Annotated in this window: 14 protein-coding genes; 5 read left to right on the top strand and 9 right to left on the bottom strand. The window is 57.0% G+C overall.

Features of this window, described 5'->3' with window-relative positions; translation table 11 throughout:
- Positions 1 to 5: 5 nt before the first annotated feature.
- On the top strand, positions 6 to 1,499 hold the full coding sequence (locus HHL26_RS03395; RefSeq protein WP_169575841.1) for a phosphomannomutase: 1,494 nt from the start codon (positions 6 to 8) through the stop codon (positions 1,497 to 1,499).
- Between the two features lie 14 nt (positions 1,500 to 1,513).
- On the opposite strand, the gene HHL26_RS03390 is transcribed toward HHL26_RS03395, so the two are convergent.
- Positions 1,514 to 2,755, bottom strand: coding sequence for a glycosyltransferase (locus HHL26_RS03390; protein ID WP_169575840.1), 1,242 nt, complete (start codon positions 2,753 to 2,755; stop codon positions 1,514 to 1,516).
- A gap of 32 nt (positions 2,756 to 2,787) precedes the next feature.
- The gene (locus tag HHL26_RS03385; protein WP_169575839.1) at positions 2,788 to 3,972 is read right to left on the bottom strand and encodes a polysaccharide biosynthesis/export family protein; all 1,185 of its coding nucleotides are present in this window, start codon (positions 3,970 to 3,972) and stop codon (positions 2,788 to 2,790) included.
- 211 nt (positions 3,973 to 4,183) lie between these two features.
- Between HHL26_RS03385 and HHL26_RS03380 the strand changes: the two genes are divergently transcribed.
- Genes HHL26_RS03380 through HHL26_RS03370 form a run of 3 tightly spaced genes read left to right on the top strand, consistent with a single transcriptional unit; the run spans position 4,184 to position 6,919 of the window.
- Entirely contained in the window at positions 4,184 to 5,455 is a 1,272-nt protein-coding gene (locus HHL26_RS03380; protein ID WP_346765557.1) for a hypothetical protein, read from the top strand.
- Between the two features lie 7 nt (positions 5,456 to 5,462).
- Positions 5,463 to 6,263, top strand: coding sequence for an ABC transporter permease (locus tag HHL26_RS03375; RefSeq protein WP_169575838.1), 801 nt, complete (start codon positions 5,463 to 5,465; stop codon positions 6,261 to 6,263).
- On the top strand, positions 6,260 to 6,919 hold the full coding sequence (locus HHL26_RS03370; RefSeq protein ID WP_169575948.1) for an ABC transporter ATP-binding protein: 660 nt from the start codon (positions 6,260 to 6,262) through the stop codon (positions 6,917 to 6,919). The genes HHL26_RS03375 and HHL26_RS03370 overlap by 4 nt, the downstream gene beginning before the upstream one ends.
- Before the next feature lie 72 nt (positions 6,920 to 6,991).
- Here HHL26_RS03370 and HHL26_RS03365 read toward each other — a convergent pair whose 3' ends face one another.
- Together HHL26_RS03365 and gmd are read right to left on the bottom strand one after the other, a co-directional pair.
- Positions 6,992 to 7,888 (bottom strand): GDP-mannose 4,6-dehydratase, encoded by an 897-nt coding sequence (locus HHL26_RS03365; RefSeq protein WP_169575837.1) that lies wholly within the window; start codon positions 7,886 to 7,888, stop codon positions 6,992 to 6,994.
- 92 nt (positions 7,889 to 7,980) lie between these two features.
- On the bottom strand, positions 7,981 to 9,015 hold the full coding sequence (gene gmd / locus HHL26_RS03360) for a GDP-mannose 4,6-dehydratase (RefSeq protein ID WP_169575836.1): 1,035 nt from the start codon (positions 9,013 to 9,015) through the stop codon (positions 7,981 to 7,983).
- Positions 9,016 to 9,371: 356 nt separating this feature from the next.
- Between gmd and HHL26_RS03355 the strand changes: the two genes are divergently transcribed.
- The gene (locus HHL26_RS03355) at positions 9,372 to 10,946 is read left to right on the top strand and encodes a hypothetical protein (RefSeq protein ID WP_169575835.1); all 1,575 of its coding nucleotides are present in this window, start codon (positions 9,372 to 9,374) and stop codon (positions 10,944 to 10,946) included.
- 161 nt (positions 10,947 to 11,107) lie between these two features.
- Here HHL26_RS03355 and HHL26_RS03350 read toward each other — a convergent pair whose 3' ends face one another.
- The 5 genes from HHL26_RS03350 to HHL26_RS03330 form a co-directional block, all read right to left on the bottom strand.
- Entirely contained in the window at positions 11,108 to 11,383 is a 276-nt protein-coding gene (locus tag HHL26_RS03350; RefSeq protein WP_169575834.1) for a hypothetical protein, read from the bottom strand.
- The gene (locus tag HHL26_RS03345) at positions 11,383 to 12,003 is read right to left on the bottom strand and encodes a ParA family protein (RefSeq protein ID WP_346765561.1); all 621 of its coding nucleotides are present in this window, start codon (positions 12,001 to 12,003) and stop codon (positions 11,383 to 11,385) included. Before HHL26_RS03345 ends, HHL26_RS03350 begins: the two co-directional genes overlap by 1 nt.
- Positions 12,004 to 12,169: 166 nt before the next feature.
- Positions 12,170 to 15,256 carry a glycosyltransferase family 1 protein gene (locus HHL26_RS03340; RefSeq protein WP_169575833.1) on the bottom strand — a complete coding sequence of 1,029 codons (3,087 nt, stop codon included), beginning with the start codon at positions 15,254 to 15,256 and terminating at the stop codon, positions 12,170 to 12,172.
- Positions 15,247 to 15,834, bottom strand: a complete 588-nt coding sequence (locus tag HHL26_RS03335; protein ID WP_169575832.1) for a DUF4214 domain-containing protein — start codon at positions 15,832 to 15,834, stop codon at positions 15,247 to 15,249. The genes HHL26_RS03340 and HHL26_RS03335 overlap by 10 nt, the downstream gene beginning before the upstream one ends.
- Before the next feature lie 405 nt (positions 15,835 to 16,239).
- Positions 16,240 to 16,503 (bottom strand): hypothetical protein, encoded by a 264-nt coding sequence (locus HHL26_RS03330; RefSeq protein ID WP_169575831.1) that lies wholly within the window; start codon positions 16,501 to 16,503, stop codon positions 16,240 to 16,242.
- Positions 16,504 to 16,592 lie beyond the last annotated feature (89 nt).

Raw genomic sequence — 16,592 nt, 5'->3', positions numbered from 1 at the left:
AAAATATGACCCAGCCTGTCTCGATCGCCGATCTGATGGCCCAATCGGGCGTCGCCTTCGGCACCAGCGGCGCGCGCGGCCTTGTCAGCGCAATGACCGATCGGATCTGCTTCGCTTACACCTGCGGTTTCCTACAGCATCTTGCGGATGTCGGGCAATTCGCGCCGGGCAGCCATGTGGCCGTCGCGGGCGACCTGCGCCCCTCTTCCCCGCGCATCATGGCCGCCTGCGCCGCGGCGATCCGCTACAAGGGCGGGCATGTCCACTTTTGCGGCTTCGTGCCCTCCCCTGCCGTCGCAGCCTATGGCTTTGAGCGCGGAATCGCGTCGCTGATGGTGACGGGCAGCCACATCCCCGACGACCGCAACGGCATCAAATTCAATCGCACCGATGGCGAGGTGCTGAAGTCCGACGAACTGAGCATCCGTGCCCAGGCCATCGCCTTGCCCGACCTGTTCGACGATCAGGACATGCTACGGGAAGCCGCCCCGGTCGAACCGCTGATCGACGTCGCGACCGCCTATATCGCCCGCTATGTCGACGCCTTCGGCGCGCAGGCGCTGGAGGGGCTGAAGCTCGGCGTCTATGAACATTCCGCCGTCGGCCGCGACATTCTGGCGGCGCTGGTCGAGCAATTGGGCGGCGAACTCCACCGCCTTGGCCGGTCGGAACGCTTCATTCCGGTCGATACCGAGGCGGTCCGGCTCGAAGATCAGGCGCTCGCCCGCAAATGGGCCGCCGAACTGGGACTCGACGCCATCCTCTCCACCGACGGGGATTCCGATCGCCCGCTGCTGGCGGACGAGAGCGGGGCGTGGATCCGTGGCGACATATTGGGCATTTTGTGCGCCCGGGCGCTGGGCATCAAGGCGGTGGCGACGCCGGTCAGCTGCAACAGCGCGGTCGAATTGTCCGGCCTGTTCGACGCGGTGCGCCGGACCCGCATCGGGTCGCCCTTCGTCATCGAGGCGATGAACGCCCTTGGCGCCAAGGGACAGGCCCCGGTCTGCGGCTATGAAGCCAATGGCGGCTTTCTCCTGGGCTCGGCGGTCGATGTCGGGACGGCGCGCCTTGCGGCGCTGCCCACGCGGGACGCGGTGCTGCCGATCATCGCCACGCTGGTCGATGCGCGGCGGCAGGGCCTGTCCCTGTCAGCGCTTCAGGCCCAGTTGCCGGCGCGCTATACTTTCAGCGAGCGGCTGCAAAATTATCCCACCGCGCAGAGCCAGGCGCTGATCGCCCATCTTCTGGAGGGCGACCGGGACGCGATCCTGACGCGCCTGACGCAGATGTTCGGCGATCTCGCGGGGGCCGCCGACACGATCGACACCACCGACGGGCTGCGCATTCGCTTCGAGGGCGACGACATCATCCACCTGCGCCCCAGCGGCAATGCGCCCGAATTGCGCTGCTACACCGAAAGCGACACTGCCGATCGCGCTGCGTGGCTCAACGAACAGAGCCTGCGCCTGATCGCCGAGCATAAAGCCCCGGCCTGATCCCGCCGCTCGGCCTATGCGATGGCCGACAGCAGCCCTTGGGCAGAGGCCTTCCAGCTTGCGCTTGGCCGGGCCACCTTGATCCGGCCCGCCTGCGCCTGTTCGGCCCATTGCCGGATGCAGGCGCCCAGTTCATCAGCGTTCGCGCCCGCCGGGAAATAGTGGAGGCCAAGCGTCTCATGGGCGCGGAAGATCGGCAGGTCGCGCGCCAGGACCGGCTTGTCATGCCCCAGGGCCTCGATCAGCGGCAGGCCGAAGCCCTCGGCATGGGAGGCGATGATGACGCCATGGCACGCCTTGTAGATGCGCTCCAACTCCAGATCGTCCACATCGTCGAACCAAAAGAGCTTGCCGCCATGTTCGGGATGCGTCCGGATCGCGTCGCGCAGATCCTCGACATGCCATCCCAGTCGGCCCACCAGCACCAGGCGATCGTCAGCCCCTTGGCGCCAGAGCGCGCTGAAGGCGGCGAGAATGTCCGCATGGCCCTTGCGCGGTTCCAGCGTCCCCACCATCAGCGAGAAGGGCAGCGACATGTCGAACCGCGCGGCATCCCCCACGTCTGTCGCGAGGCTCTGGTCGACCAGGGACTCCCGAATATCGTGGCCCATCGCCACCACGGCCGTGCGATAGCCTGTTGCCAGGCCATAGCGAGCCGCCAGCACCCGCCGCAGGTCGCGCTCGGTCTGATCGGAGATGCAGAGAAAGCCTTCGGCCAGGCCGACGATGGTGTCGAGCCAGCCCTTGTAGCGAAGGACATTGTTGGGCGAGAACCAGTCCGATCTCTCCACGGGGAGAAGATCGAAGATCAGGAACCAAAGGCGCCCGCCGTCGCGCCGGAATTGCGTCAGCTGCCGCCGATAGCGACGGATGGTGTCGAGCGAAAAATCGAGCCCAATGAACAGGTCGCCGGGGCGCCCGTCCATTTCGGCGGGGTCGACGATCGCGCCCGGGTCGGGCCAGGCTATGCCATGATAGGGCCGGCGCCGGTCCGCCGCGACGAAGCGGATATCCCACTCCCCTGCCCCTTCGTCCCGCAGCGCCAGCGCCAGCGCGCGCACGACCCGCTGGATTCCAGTCCCGGCGTCATGCCGGCTGATGACCGCCAGATCGACATAGAGCCGCCGGGGTCGTGACGACTGCACCTGCGGCGGGACGATCTTGCGGCGCTGGAACCTCGCGCGCAGCTTGCGGATCACGCCAGCGGTCGCGGCCTGCTCGATATGGCGGGGCAATAGATCCCAGAACGGCTTCACGACAACGCCTCTCCAACGTGCGGGCAAAGCCCTTATCGCAGCGTCGTCGCCGTCGTCGCCACCGGCAGGAAGGTGGAGTAGATCACGCTCACGAATTTCTGAATATCCGCCAGGGGCGCGTTGGAAACGTAGAGCACATCCTTGTTCCGGATCGGAAAGCTTTGCGCGATGAAGAGGCTGGAGGGGTCCTTCATGTTGATGCGGTAGATGACCGGCACCTTGCCGTCCGGGGTGGTGCGGGCGGTCGTCCGGATCGCCGGGTCAAGCGCGGCGGGGTCCTCGAACCGGAAGATGAAGACCCCCTTCACGTTGGCGCGGGCATCCTGCAAGCCGGAAATGCGGCCCAGCGCCTGCGCCAGCGTCAGCCCGGTCGCCTCGAAATTCAGTTCGTCATTCCTGCCGATCGCGCCCAGGGCGGTGAAGCTGTAGGGCTGATACAGCAGGGTCATGACATCGTCGGGTTCAAGCCGGACATTCTGCCGGGGATCGCGGATCACCGTTTCGAGCGGCAGCGCGGACACCTTCATCCCGCGCGTGATCTGGACCGTCATCTTGCCGACGGGCTGACGCACCCCGCCCGCGGTCGCCAGAACGTCCAGAACACGCTCGCCCCGCGAGGTCAGCGGCACGCGCGCGCTGTTGGCGACCTCGCCTACCACGGTGACGTTCGCCGCCGCGTTGCGCGACAGGCGCACGATCGCTTGGGGCTGATGCGCCTTGCCGGCGAGGCGGGAGGTGATGGTCCGCGCGATCTCCTGCGGGGTGCGCCCCGCCGCCTGGACGCGGCCGATAAAGGGAATGGTGATCTGGCCGTCGCTATCGACCATCTGCTCGGGCAGGGACGTGCCGCGCGAAAGCGAACCCGAACTGGTGGCCCCTAGCCGCAGGTCGCTGCCGGAACTGCCGAACAGCGTCGCGGGCGGCGCTTCCCAGATCGCGATGTCGAGAACATCGCCCTGTCCGATCACCGATCCGATCGGCATGCCTTCACCCAGCTCCTCGGCGAAGGAGGAATGGGGAGTGTTGGCGATAATGTCGCGGGTCACCGCGTCGGTCACGTCCACGACCTTGATCTGGGCGTCCTCGACCGGCTGATCCTGCTCTGCCCTGATGGCGCGGGCGGAGGGGCCGGAAGATGACATGATGGCGCAGCCCGAAAGCGCCATGGCGAGGCATGCTGCCCCTGCCAACCGGGTTGCCGTCGTTGTTTTCTTCATCGAGGTTTAGCCAATCCAACTATTACAGACAAGCGGCGCAATCATGTCGAAAGGCGCTGACCTATGGCTGAACCGAAGAAACGGATCAAGGACGCTCGACAGAAATTCAAAGTTTGGGCGCCCCATGCCGGATTCCGCCTATATAACAGGCCTCGGCGGCCATTTGCCCATGGAATAAAAATAGCGACTTTTGCCTTAGCCCTGCTGGACGATGAGGGATCAGGCGGCTAGGGCCAAGGCGCCCCGCCTCCCAAGCGGATGCTGGCTTGTCTCAGGGTTGATTAGGTTTATGGATACCGCTCAAGGCCAGATCGAACCGGGCGTCGATACGTTCGAGGACATCCAAAATAAACGTTCAACATATTATGCAGAGATGCCAGAAATGATCGCAGACAGATTGAAAAAGATCCGCCCGCTTTTCCTGATTGCGGTCATTATTCCCACTCTGCTGTCGATCCTGTATTTCGGTTTCATTGCGTCGGACGTTTATATTTCTGAATCGCGTTTTACCGTCAGAGGCCCTGAAAAATCGGCCCCGACAGGCCTTGGCGCCCTCTTCAAAAGCTCCGGCTTCTCCAGCTCGGGGGACGAGGTTTACGCGGCGCAGGATTATGTTCTTTCCCGCGACGCATTGCGCGCCCTCGACCGGAAATACGCCTTTACGCGCGCTTATTCCGCCCCCTCCATCTCCACCTTCGACCGCTTTGCGGGGATGGGCACGGGGACGACTTTTGAAGATCTGTACAAATATTATAAGAAGAAGGTGGACGTAAAGTACGAGGCATCGTCCTCCATCGTCACCCTCCAGGTTCGCGCCTTCACCCCCCGGGATGCAGGCCGGTTCAACGAACAGCTGCTGGAAATGGCCGAGGCCACCGTCAACAAGCTCAATGAGCGTGGACGGCAGGACCTGATCCGTTTCGCCCAGAGGGAAGTGGACGAGGCCAAGGCCAAGTCGCAAAGCGCGGCGATCGCCCTTTCCGCCTATCGCAACGCGGCAGGCGTCGTGGATCCGGAAAAGCAGGCGACGGTCCAGATCCAAATGATCTCGAAGCTGCAGGATGAATTGATCGCCACCCGCACCCAGCTGGCGGAAACGCGCGCGGTATCGCCCGAAAATCCGCAAATTGAGGTTCTGGCCGCGCGGGCAACCAGCCTGAGCCAAGAGATCGATAAGCAACTCGGCCAGGTCGCCGGCAACAGCGGATCGCTGTCCTCGCGCGCAGCCCAATATCAGCGCGTATTGCTGGAAAATCAGTTCGCCGACAAACAGCTGGCCAGCGCGATGGCGGCGCTTGACGACGCGCGCAACGAAGCCAACCGCAAACAATCCTATGTCGAACGCATCGTGCAGCCCAACATTCCCGATGAACCGTTGGAACCGCGCCGCTTGCGCGGCATCGTCTCGACCTTCATCCTGGGCCTTGCCGCATGGGGCATCATCAGCATGCTGATCGCGGGCATGCTGGAACACCGGGACTAGCAGAAGCGTGACGACCTTTTCCCAACTCGCCACCATCCGACGTAGCGCTGCGATCCAGGGCCGGGTAATCTATGCGCTGCTGATGCGCGAAATCCTGACCCGCTATGGTCGGCACAATATCGGGTTTCTGTGGCTGTTCGTCGAACCCATGCTGTTCACGACCGGCGTCACCATTCTGTGGACCATTTCCAAATCGGCGCACGGCTCCTCGCTTCCGATCGTCGCCTTCGCGCTGACGGGCTATTCCAGCGTCCTTCTGTGGCGCAACATGCCGGCGCGGTGCATCGGCGCGATCGAACCCAATCTCGCGCTCATGTATCACCGCCATGTCAAGGCGATCGATATTTTCCTGGCCCGCCTTCTGCTGGAAGCGGGCGGGGCGACCATCTCCTTCGTCACCCTCAGCCTGTTCTACATCTATATTGGCTGGCTGGAACCGCCTGAAGACGTTCTGACCGTTGTTGGGGGATGGCTGCTGCTTGCGTGGTTCGGCGCCAGTCTGGCCATGCTACTCGGAGCATTAAGTGAAAAAAGCGAACTAGTAGAAAGATTCTGGCACCCGGGGTCCTACATCATGTTCCCCCTCTCCGGCGCGGCGTTCACCATCGACGCGCTGCCGACGGCAGCGCAGAAATTCATGCTTTATGTTCCCATGGTGAACGGCGTGGAGATCGTGCGCGACGGCTATTTCGGCGATCATGTCCGATCCCATTATGACGTGAACTACCTTTTGGGATGGTGTATCGGGCTGACCCTGTTGGCGCTGGCGCAGGTCGCCATGATCGGTCGAGGAATTACGCCAGAGTGATTAAAGCCGAAAATATCTTCAAGGTTTACCCCACCCGTTCGGGTGACCGCGTCGTGCTGAACGACATCTCCTTCACCCTCGACCGGGGGGAAAAGCTCGGCATATTGGGCCGCAACGGCGCGGGCAAATCGACGCTGGTCCGGCTTGTCAGCGGCGCGGAGCAGCCCACCTCCGGCAGCATCGACAGAACAATGTCCGTTTCCTGGCCCCTCGCGTTTGGCGGCGCCTTTCAGGGAACGCTCACCGGTCTGGACAATGTTCGCTTCATCAGCCGAATTTACAAGCAGGATTTCAAGAACAACATAGATTTCGTAGAGCAATTCACGGAACTAGGCCTTTACCTGAAAGAACCTGTAAAATCCTATTCCCAAGGCATGCGCGCCCGCCTTGCCTTTGCTATTTCGATGATTATCGAATTTGACTGCTACCTCATCGACGAGATCAGTGCCGTCGGCGACGCCCGCTTCCATGAGAAGTGCGAGGCCGAACTTTTTCAGAAACGCGCCGATCGCGCGATGCTGATCATCTCACATGACACCAATTATGTTCGAAATCACTGCTCGAAATTTGCCGTCCTTCATGACGGACATATGAGCTTCTATTATGATTTCGACGAAGCGCATGGCCATCACATGCATAATCTGCACGGCCACTGAGCGTTAAGCCATCGGTCGGTCCTGCCCTGATCCTGGCGCGCACAGATGCGCGCGAAGCCCGCCCCGCCATCGCTATGCTTCGAGCATCCATGCCAGCGTATCGCGCAGGGCATATTGGGGGCTCCGGCCCGACAATGCCTCGATCCGGGCGCGATCACCCCAAAGCATCTTGACCTCATTCTCGCGGACGAAGGCCGGGTTGACGGTAACGTCGAAATCGTGACCGGAGATATCCTTGACCATTTCGATTACGTCCCGAAGCGACTGCGCCTCGCCCGAGCAGATGTTGAAGACCTGCCCCACCGCCTCAGGCCGCGACAGCAGCACGCCATAGGCCATCACGACATCGCGCACGTCCGAGAAATCGCGCGCGACGTCCAGATTTCCAAGTTCGATCTGGGCCGCCTTGCGCCGGACATGGTCGATGATCTTGGGGATGACGAAATTGATCGATTGCCCGACCCCCGTATAATTGAAGGGGCGGGCGATGATGATCGGCAATTTCTCCCGATAGAGTTGCGCGACATATTCCATCGCAACCTTGCTCACGGCATAGTCATTGACCGGATCGGGCGCCACATCCTCGTTGATCGCGCCGCTGACACGGTTGCCGTAGATATTGGCGCTGCTCGCCAGCAGCACGGCATCGACCCCGCCGACCGCGCTCACCGCCTCCAGCAAGTTGCGGGTCCCGACGATATTCGTCCGATAGATATCCTCGACGACCCCGTGCGAAACGAAAGCGATGGCCGCCAGATGGGCGACCTTGTCGGGCCGGGACTGCGCGACAATGTCCTTGAGGCCCTGCGCGTCGGTCAGATCGCACACATGGGATTGCGCCAGCCCTTCAACCGGATGGGTGACAGGTCTGTGAGAAATGCCAATCACTTCATGACCCTGGCCCGCCAGCACCGTGGTCAGATGGCGACCGGTGAAGCCGTCCACGCCCGTAATCAGAACTCTGCTCATCGACCCCACCGTAGCTGTCTAAAGCGAGGCCCGACAGCGTAAAGCGCCGCCAGGCCGCACAAAATTATAGTCCAGAAATCACCTGAAGTTGATCAGAAAGAAGCGTTCGCCTCATTCCGCACAAGGTCAGCATCGACCATCATCTTGCAGAGCTGCTCCAGGCTGGTTTCCGGCTTCCAGCCCAGCTTCCGGGTGGCCTTTTCGGGATTGCCGATCAGCAGATCGACCTCCGCGGGACGGTAGAAGCGCGGGTTGACGCGCATGACCGTCTTGCCGGTGGCGGTGTCTACGGCGATTTCATTCTCCTCCTTGCCGGAGAATTCGACGTCGATCTCGGCCGCCTTGAATGCCATCCTCACGAAATCGCGGACGGTTTCGGTGCGATTTGTCGCCAGGACATAGGTGTCGGGCTCATCGGCCTGAAGCATCCGCCACATGCCCTCGACATATTCCTTGGCAAAGCCCCAGTCGCGCTTGGGGTCCAGGTTGCCCAGTTCCAGGCAGTCGAGCTTGCCCAGCTTCACCTTGGCGACGCTGTCGGTGATTTTCCGGGTCACGAACTCGCGTCCGCGCAGCGGGCTTTCATGGTTGAAGAGAATGCCGCTGCAACCGAAAATATCGTAGCTTTCGCGATAGTTGACCGTGATCCAATGCGCGTACAGCTTAGCAACGCCATAGGGGCTGCGCGGGTAGAAAGGCGTGTCCTCCACCTGCGGCACGGCCTGAACCTTGCCGAACATTTCCGAAGTGCTGGCCTGATAGAAGCGGATCTTGGGATTGACGATGCGGATTGCTTCCAGAAGATTGAGCGGCCCGATGCCGGTAATTTCCGCCGTGGTCACGGGCTGGTCGAAGGAAACGCCCACGAAGCTCTGCGCAGCCAGATTATAGACTTCGGTGGCCCCGGTGGTCTGCAAGAGACGAATGCTGGAGGAAAGATCGGTCAGATCATATTCGACAAGGAACAGGTTTGGATCCTTGTCGATGCCAAGTTCTTCTATTCTCCAGAAATTTACGGAGCTTGTACGACGATAGGTCCCGTATACCTTATAACCTTTGCTGAGCAGCAGCTCTGCAAGATATGCTCCGTCCTGACCAGAAATACCGGTCACTACCGCGGTCTTCATACAATCCCTCTTTTGTAAATCTAACTTCAGGCGAAAATATCTTTGCGTTACAAAGCAGCACGCGCTGTACCAGCGCGGGCGAGCTTCTCCTATGAGATTTTGACGCGCACCATGGCGTTGCCACCATGCGCCGTCAATCAGCCCAAACATCACCCCGCGAGAAACCTGCCTTTTCTAATGGTTTGCAGGGCCAGCCCTAAAAGTCGGCGGCGTCCCGTCTCTGCCGCACTTTCCCCGCCTTCTCCCGCTGACCGCCCCCATCCCAAATGCGCGTTCAGGGCACGGGTTCCTGCCTTATGCGGTTCTCGACAATATGCTTTTACAATCTTACAATGCGCGCCCAAAGGAGGGCGGCATTGATTTCAAATGATGATCAGAAATCCTCGGGATCTGAAGTTCATGAAAAACAGAATTATCCCGACCAAAATTTTAAGGTTGTTGAGAAATTAACGCCGAGCAGTCGCCCTCATGCTTTGAATTTGAGCGATCGGCCTTCCCCACCTCCGCCGATTTTCCTGCATTCGAGTTTTCGGACCTCCAGCACCTGGCTGTGGACCAGGTTGAGAAGCCTGCCCAAAGTCATGGCTTATTATGAGGTCTTTCATGAGGGACTGGAGCAAATTGCGGCCCACTCCCTCACAGCCACAAATTATTCAAGTTGGGAGTCACACCACCCACCCCAGGCACCCTATTTTCTGGAATATCTGCCGCTGCTGAAAGCATCCGGAGGGGTTTCCGGCTTTGATGCCAGCATGTCGTTCACCCGTTTCCTTCCCAGGGATGGCCTGCACGGGGAGCTGTCGATCGAAGAGCAGACCTATCTTAACCTGCTCGTGGCGCAGGCCTATCGCGGCAGCAAAATACCGCTGCTCAGTTGCACACGCAGCATAGGCCGGATGGCGGCAATCAAACGCCATATGCCGGTAAAAAATATTCTGGTTTATAGAAACCTGTTTCATCAATGGGCTTCTTATTCCGGACAACACTTGCGAGGCAATCCCTATTTTATAGAAACTATCGGAAAAACCATCTCAAATTCTCATCAAGACGACTTTCTCGCCAGACTTGATGAAGTTTTTACGCTTCGCGAGAATGTGCCGCAGGACGAAAAAAGTTTTTCCGTCTTTCTTCTAATGCATCTTTACCTATACGCCCAAGCAATCGACAGTTCGGATTTAATCATCGATTTGACGGCGCTTTCCGATGACGAAAATATGCGATTATCCGTTGAAGCCGAACTGTCTCAACTGACATTCTCTCAGGTGGATTTGTCAGATATCCAGAATAATTTCGATTCTTCTGTTCTTACGGTCCAGGACAGAGCGCAGTTCGCGGATACAATCGAGCAGTTCGTGAAGATAATTGCATCCACTTGCTCAACGGAGCGGTCAGCAGGCTTCGTTCACCGCCTGGCAGCGGAGGCGCTGGCAGAATGGGAGCGATATGACATTCTCACTCGGCATTCGATCGCCTGGTATAATGGCGAAGCAGACAGGTTGAAGCGTGAAAATGAACAGCGCGTACAGGATCACGCCGGAGCAGAAGCGCATAGCGCGGCCTTAGCCAGCGAACGCGACAGCCTCGCCGCCGCCCTTGCCGAAACGGCAGGCGCAAGGCAGGCCGCAGAAGCGGCAGTCGCCACGCTTCAGCAGGAGCGAGACGGCATCGCCGCCACCCTCGCCGAAACGGCAGGCGCAAGGCAGGCCGCAGAAGCGGCAATCGCCACGCTTCAGCAGGAGCGGGACGGCATAGCCGCTGCCCTTGCCGAGACAACAAACGCGCGGCAGGCGGCAGAAGCAGCGATCGCAGCACTCCAGCAGGAACGCGACAGCCTCGCCGCCGCCCTTGCCGAAACCATAAGGGCACAGGAGGCGATAGCTGACCGGAGGGCCCATTCCCGCTGGCGTCGCCCGTGGATGCGCTCAAACTGATCTACAGCCGCCGCTGCAAAGGATTGCACCGACCTGCCTTATCCCGGCAGGTGCGGGCCATCATCTACCAGGATAGCTATCAGCTATCTTTCAGCCAGCCTTACGGCGCTTTTCCTCCAGAGCGGCAAGTGCCTGTTCGAGGACTGCACCCAGCGGCAGGTTCAGATCGTCCGCCATGCGATAGAGTTCGCCGATCGTATCCTCGGTCGCCTTGATGTTGATCTGGCGATTGCGACCGTTGTGTAGCGCCGGGGCTGCCGGGCGGACGAGGCCGAGGGCATCGTTTCGCTGCCCTTGGTCGTTGGCGCGGCCTGCGCCTTGCGGCTTGGAAAGCCGCTCGCCTGCGCCAGCTGGTCGATCGCCTTGGCCTCGACGGGGCGGGCGGCGGGCGGCGCGGCGAAATCGTCGAGGTCGCCGAATGGATTGGCCCTGCTCATCACGCTACCTCCGCTTTTGCTGCCGCCGGGCTTCGGCTGTCGCGCAGCCGCTCGATCACCTCGACCGCGAACTGTTCGGCATTGACGATGGCCTTGTCGAGATTGGGCACATCCTTCTCGTTCAGGTCCTCCAGCGTTTTCTGGAAGGAAAAGATGGCGCGAAACGCCTCGCGCTCATGCAGCTGGGTCGCGAACACCGGCACCCCGGCGTCGACCAGACCGCCCTCAATATGTCCCATGGTGCGCGTGCGGATAATCGGGCTGGTGCGGGTGAGCAGCACGCCGAAGGGAACCGCCCTCCCGGTCATCTTTTCATGCTGCTTCAGCACGCGGATCGCGCGGCCCGCCTGTTCGGCATCGAGCTGCGACCCCTGCATCGGGATCACCACCAGGTCCGCCTGACTGACCGCGAGCAGCACGATCTTGGCGGCGGTGCCTTCCAGATCGACGATGACGAAAGGGGTTTGCGCGGCTGCCTCCTCGATCCGGTCGAGGATATTGTCCTCATCGACGTCGGCGACGATGGAGAGGTTGTCGGGAAGCGTCGCCCCCCTGCCCCATGCCGCTATCGGGTGGTTGGGGTCGGCGTCGATCACCGTGACCCTGGCGCCGCGCGCGATTTCCGACGCGCGAAGGAGGGCTGCGGTGGTCTTGCCGACGCCTCCCTTGGGCTGATGAATGCCACTGTCGGCATAAGTTCTCCTAGCGAGTAGCTACTGGATAGCTACCCGCAAGGGACTATGTCAAATCGTATGCCAAATGGACAGGCAATTTCTCTTCGGCTTGCTAAGCGACGGCAGTGCCCCGAGTTAGCAAACCATGCGGTAGGTTTGCCCTATCTTTCGCGTCAACGCCCAAAAAATCCCCTTTGACTCCCAGATTATTTTCCGATGAATCAGAATCAATGGGATATATTTCAAGTCTTGATAGACGTATATGAGCATGCGCCTCTACAAATATACGCACCTCAAAGCGTCTTATCTCTTCAGAAACGTCAAACTTTATTGACAGCAATTCACCCCAATTTGGGAGATCATTGAGCCTGCCCTTAGCAAGGACAACATTGCCTTCGCTTCCGACAAGGTCATATTTTGCCTCGCCTTTGCCTCTGTAATCACCGAAGATTCGACAGCGGTAGGTGCCAACACCGAGCGTGAGAAATGGTCCAAACAGCAGATACCCTTCTCGGCCAGTGGTGTGCAATTCCTGTCCGACCTTGCTGCCCACGACGGTGCAGAGAGACGGGTCTGATGCCGTCAGTCGCCATCCTGCACCACTGACCCATGTACGATACCAATTATCCTGCATAATCATTGAGAGCAACTGACCCGTGGATTGTTTCCAGGTTAGCCAGCGCATTCCATCTGATCGAGGAACCGCTTCATTTTTGAAACGATCCAACCAAATGCGTAAGGCTTGCGACATGGAAGCAGGATCATGCCCGTCGAAATAGAATGCCGCCTCTCCAGCGACTTCACGAAAAACCGGGAGCGAGCGGGCGACGATATGCAGCTTGTGTTGAGCCGCTTCGACCAAAGGCAAGCCAAATCCTTCGCCTTCCGAAGCAGCAATTAGACAATCCGCAGCTGCATAAAGCTCTTCCAAAGTATCATCGCTGACTGATGACAACCAAAGTAACCGGTCGCCAAATTCCTTGCTCGCCTTGATTGATTTGACGAGCTTTTCGACGTTCCAACCTTGTTTGCCAACGATGACGAGATTGATGTCGTGACCATCCGCCCACAATTTTTCGAACGCTGCCAATGTCTGAGCATGACCCTTGCGAGGCTCCAGAGTTCCTACCATCAGAAACGTAGGCAGTTCCCCCAAACGCTCAAATGATTGCGGTGCATGAGTAACGCCCTTCGACGGCATCGACTGCATAACGTCGGCGCCTAGATGAAACCATCCTATTTTCAAAGGATAGCTGCGGGTCAGGCCGTGCTGGTCTAGCCATTGGACCAATTCGTCCGCAACAGCGCGCGATATGCAGATAAGTCCATCGGCCTCTCTCGAAATAGCCGTCAACCACTGGTCGTGAATGACCTCAGCGCCATCAGGAAATTTGTTCGGCATCAAGACAGGAAGAAGGTCATAAACAATAAAATAAATTTCAACGCCATTGTTGCGCAGCATTTTATATGCTTCTGCTTGCGACAGAACCGAGTGATGCTGAAGATCTAGACCTATAAATATGTCGCCTGACTTCACATCGATGAAATCATCAGGCAATGGTGTGTAAATTCCGCCAAACATGCGCGCATAAAATGCCCTCGCATAGCGGTATCCCACCTGACCAGTACAGGCGTACACGGGCTCAACCTGATATCCCTCCGGAGGATTATTTATCAATTCATACAATATGCTACGAACAACACGTTGAATGCCAGTTTTCGCGTCTCGGTTCACTAATTCTGAAACATCGACGAAAATTTGTTTAACTTCTTTTATAGGATGATTCAGCGCTATGGATCTAGATATTGTTGCAACTTCGTACTGTTCGATTACTGGCAGAAGAGGCCGCCAGTCAGCGAACATACTAGTCCCTGAAAGCTTTTTTTGATTGCCGAGAAAATATCGAACGGCGTTGATTGCAGTTTTCCGGAATTCCGCATGGCTGGAGGAGCGAGAGTGACAACCACTATCAGTAGCGGATGAGCTGCGACCTTTTGCTGCAACTTCAAAAGCTGCAATCGCATCGCTGCCGACCTGATCCCACGAGAAAACAGAGGCTCGCTTCAGTCCATGAGCCCGCATGCGTTCAAGAAAAGCAGGGTTATCCAGCGCTCTATCAATTGCGTCGCGAATCGATTTTACATCAAAGGGGTCAAATAACGCATCTGGGTCGCCAATGACTTCAGGAATGCTGGACGTATTAGATCCAATAACAGGCGCCCCGCATTTCATCGCCTCCACTAAAGGCAAGCCAAATCCTTCTTGCCAAGCTGGAAAAACAAAAAGCGCGCAATTATTATAAAGATTAACCAATTCATCATCGGAAACTGTGTTGGTTATCACCACTTCATTATTATCTAAGCCAAATGACACACTATGATCTTTGAAACGCTTTGCCGTTTCCGGCGGCATACGTCCTACTAACACTAACTGGTAATCGTTTTTGAAACGAGATTGAGAAAAAGCTTCTATCAATCGGAGATGATTCTTCCGTTCATCAGAAGCACCTGAGTACATCAGATAAGGCTTCGCAATGCCAAATTTTTTCTCTAATTTTTGCTTGCTTGACTCTTTTTCTACTCGCGCGAACAGGTCGTTAACCCCAGCATAAACGTTTCGAACGCGCTCAGGATCAACTTGCAAACTATCTATTAATTCAGAACTAGAATATTGGGAAATAGATAAATGAAGATCGACTTTTATAAGTTCAGCTATGACGTTTAAGTAAAAGCTTTTATAATCCTGATTATTATCAAGATAAATACTAGCGTTATTAAACGGAATCAGGTCATAAAAAGTCGAAGATGCTAAGTAAGATTTTATTTGTGGAACGCTATGAACCGCGTGATCACCAAACCCCTCAAACAAACTCGTTATATGAACGATGTCTGGCTGGAGACTTTCCAGAAATGATTCGCGCAACAGTTTTGACACTTCTCTTCGAGACCTGTCAGATGGATTATGTCCTGTTGCCGGCCCTATTCCGTTCCATACTCGAATGTTACTGGCAGGAAGAATATCATAAAAGCTGTGACGTATCGCATCAATTGCTTCCGGAAACATTCCATTTAACGCGATTATTACATCATGATCATTGCGATTGCGAGCGACTGCAAGCGCAAATTCAAGGCTATATCGGCCGATACCTCGATCCTTACTTGAACCCTGAGCGCCCTGAAGGTCAATTACTATTCGCATGGGATCTCCGTATCCGGTCTTGAAGCTGGCATCGGTTGAGTTAGTAGATTATAAATATATCGAGCTTGCCTTGTCATTTCAGCATCAAATCGAATATCAACAAAATTTTCTTTATTGCTATCAGATACCGTTAATTTAAGAGAGTTGATTTGCTCATTCAAAATCGATTGGTGATGAGAAATGGAATTAACAACTTCATTAATTCTTTCTATGCCAGAACTATCTTTACTTGTGTAAATTTGATTCAATTGCTTATTATTATTTTTTGTCTCAAAAAGTGATTTTGTATTTAAAATAAAATTTTTATATAGGTTTTTGGAAAATTTTTTCCAGCATAATACTTCTAGATTAAATTCTGGATCAATTTCTTGCCTGGATGCAACTTCTGGTGATTTCAAAAGCTGCGATATGATTTTTCTTTTAGATATTCCCCGACGGAGGCGATCCATATAATATATGAAGCCTTCACTGTCAGGCTGCCGATTTAGCAGCAGCGCGTAAGCTTCATTGATAAACGTTTCTCCCTCCAGCTTCGTTAAGCCGAAGATTCGTGGCTCGCGGTCTTCTACTGCAACCATAATTACCTCAGTCAGGTTAGGAACCTAGCGATTGACTCACCATTGCATTAGAGGGGTAACGCTATTCAAAATATTGCAGGCGTGAGAAAGGCCGTATCCAATCCTCGAGCTCTTACCCCTGTGAATGAGCACATATCTTTGCCGATAAATCTCACAAGAGCCTTTTGTCCAGTCGTCCCAGCCTAACGTCAATGATAGCAAAAGCATGAAGAGTTCACTGGGAAAGTCGCCTAACGGCCAATCCATCCGGTTGCAAACCCATAAGCTGGCTTGGGCCCGTAAGCCATGATTCATAGGCAAACGGCTCCAGCCCATTCCGACACGGCAACCCGCTGGCGCGTCATCGACGCACCTTTCCCGATCTTCGTAATAAGCCGCATTTCCCGAACTCCGCCGGCTTCTGGATCATGATGGCGTCGGACTGCGCATGTCGTCCTCCTGCCGATCGTCGAGGGCGAAGGATCGAACCTCAAAACCGCAGAAGCGCTGGAATCGGGCTGTTCCATCGTCGGAACGTCCAAGGCGTTTCGCGGCTTCGAACAGGCCATCACCCTGCCGCACGTCCATATTGCCGATGATCCCCGCTCTTTCCGCAAGAAAGTCCGGGCCATACTCGACGCGCCACGCTATACCGGCGGGACGCCCGAGTCGATCCGGTCGCAATTCCATTGGGAGCGGCTGCTGACCAACGCTGTCGCGCAGATCGGGGCGCTGGCCCGCTGACCGACAACGCGGCGCCGATGCAGAAGCCCGACCAG

This window comes from Sphingobium sp. TB-6, from assembly GCF_012927365.1.
Classification (GTDB): Bacteria; Pseudomonadota; Alphaproteobacteria; order Sphingomonadales; family Sphingomonadaceae; genus Sphingobium.
The sequence above is the reverse complement of the archived record's forward strand: the minus strand, read 5'-3'. Positions and strand labels throughout refer to the sequence as shown.